Here is a 1,866-nt window from a genome sequence, read left to right as displayed (position 1 = left end):
AAAAAAGAGGCTGTCCAAAAAGTTTAGTTTAAACTTTTAAGGACAGCCTCTTTTTTTTGAGGATTACTCTATGGTTGGCTAAAAAAGATTGTTTTTAGAGTTCCTAAGCAGATTGGGCAAGGTAAAAAAATGAAAAAGTAGCATTTTGAGGTGTTTTTACCATATTTTCATTGCTTTTTGCTTCTTTTTTGGTAGTAATCGCCTTATTGGATACTAATTTTCTAAAATTATGCCCAACTGCCATTAGTAAAAACTCCATTTCTACCTTTTCTTTGCCTCTATGTGTAAACCGATTGAACTTATTATTACTTTTTAGTTGACCAAATACTGCTTCTACTTCTATCGGTCGCTTACTGCAATGATACCGCCCTTTTTCACTCATTAATAAGGTTCTTGCTTCTGTTTTTAAGTGATTTAATCGATAATTGACCTCTATCCTTCGGTTGCCTTTTGCCTTATGACATAAGCCTCTTAGTGGACACCCTTCACACCTTTGTGCTTGATAATAAGTGACTTTTGATTCATATCCATTACTTGAAGTCCGTTTTCCTTTCCCTACATTGCTCAATTTCTGTCCCATTGGGCATACATAATAATCCTCTTTTAGATTATAGTACATATTCTGAACCGAAAAAGGATCTTCTTTTTGTTTTTTCTTCTGCTCTTTATGAAAATAATTGTACTTCACATAAGCCTCTATTTCTTTCTTTTTCAGCATTTCGTAGTTCTCTTCACTACCATAACCTGCATCGGCACATACCTCTTTGCTTTGTTTCTGATAGCTCTTTTCAAAACCATCTAAATGGCTCTCTAAAGTATTGGTATCGCCTGGTGTTTGATGTATACTAACGTGAGTAATAAACTGATTTTCAGTGGATATTTGAGCATTATAAGCTGGTTTGAGCTGACCGTTTTTCATATGGTCATCTTTCATTCGCATAAAAGTTGCATCTGTATCTGTTTTGCTATAAGAATTTCTATCTTCCATTATTTTTAGACTTTCTTCATATTTTTCTAACTTTGGAAGATGCTCATTTTGAAGTTTTTCTAACTCCTTAGCTTGTTTTTTAGTAGGTTCTTTTAGCCTTTTATTAATCTCAGCTAATTTCTCTTTAAGCTCTTTGGTATTGATTTCTTTAGGAAGTTCTTGCTTAGTAATCTCTTGATTATCTGATTGTATGCTATCTTCTATATCAGAGAGCACTTTATTTATTTTAGCCTCTAACTTCTCCTTGTACTTCTCTACAGAACCTCTCCACACAAAAGTATATTTGTTAGCAGCTGATTCTATTTTTGTACCGTCAATATACTGTACATCAAGGCTTAGATAACCCTCTTTTACTAAGAGTTTTACTATTTCAGCAAAAAGTTTTTGCAAAGAATCTTTCAAAATTTTACCTCTAAAGTCATTGATTGTTCTAAAATCAGGAGTTGTACCTCCTGCAAGATACATAAGGGGGAGATTTTCTTTGACAGCAATAGCCATTTTGCGGCAAGAATAAATGTTAGAAAGATAGCTATAGAAGATTATTTTTATCATTGTACGAGGGTGGTATGCAGAACAGCCTCCACCCTTATATTTTTGAATAATATCAGTTATATCTAACTGATTAACAACCATTTCTACTAATTTAGCAGGGTGGTTACTATCTAACTTATCAAAAATATTCTCGGGGAAAAGTGTTAAAAATTTGTGAGGTTCAGATTTAAATGATACTTTTGCCATTGTGTTTTTTTAGGAACCACAAAGATACAACTTTTGTGGTAAAACACCAAATAATAAGAGGCTATCTTTTGCCAGATAGCCTCTTTTTTATTCATTGCTGATAATCAGCCTGTTAAAACTTTTCGGACAGGCTCTTTTTT

At 33.1% G+C, this 1,866-nt stretch carries 1 protein-coding gene; it reads right to left on the bottom strand.

Going from position 1 to position 1,866, the window contains the following annotated elements:
* Positions 1 to 103: 103 nt before the first annotated feature.
* Positions 104 to 1,726, bottom strand: coding sequence for an IS1182 family transposase (locus JMN12_RS14905; protein ID WP_238423942.1), 1,623 nt, complete (start codon positions 1,724 to 1,726; stop codon positions 104 to 106).
* Positions 1,727 to 1,866: the final 140 nt, after the last annotated feature.

The sequence above is a fragment of the Capnocytophaga genosp. AHN8471 genome, from assembly GCF_016806945.1.
In the GTDB taxonomy this organism is placed as follows: Bacteria; Bacteroidota; Bacteroidia; order Flavobacteriales; family Flavobacteriaceae; genus Capnocytophaga; species Capnocytophaga periodontitidis.
The sequence above is the reverse complement of the archived record's forward strand: the minus strand, read 5'-3'. Positions and strand labels throughout refer to the sequence as shown.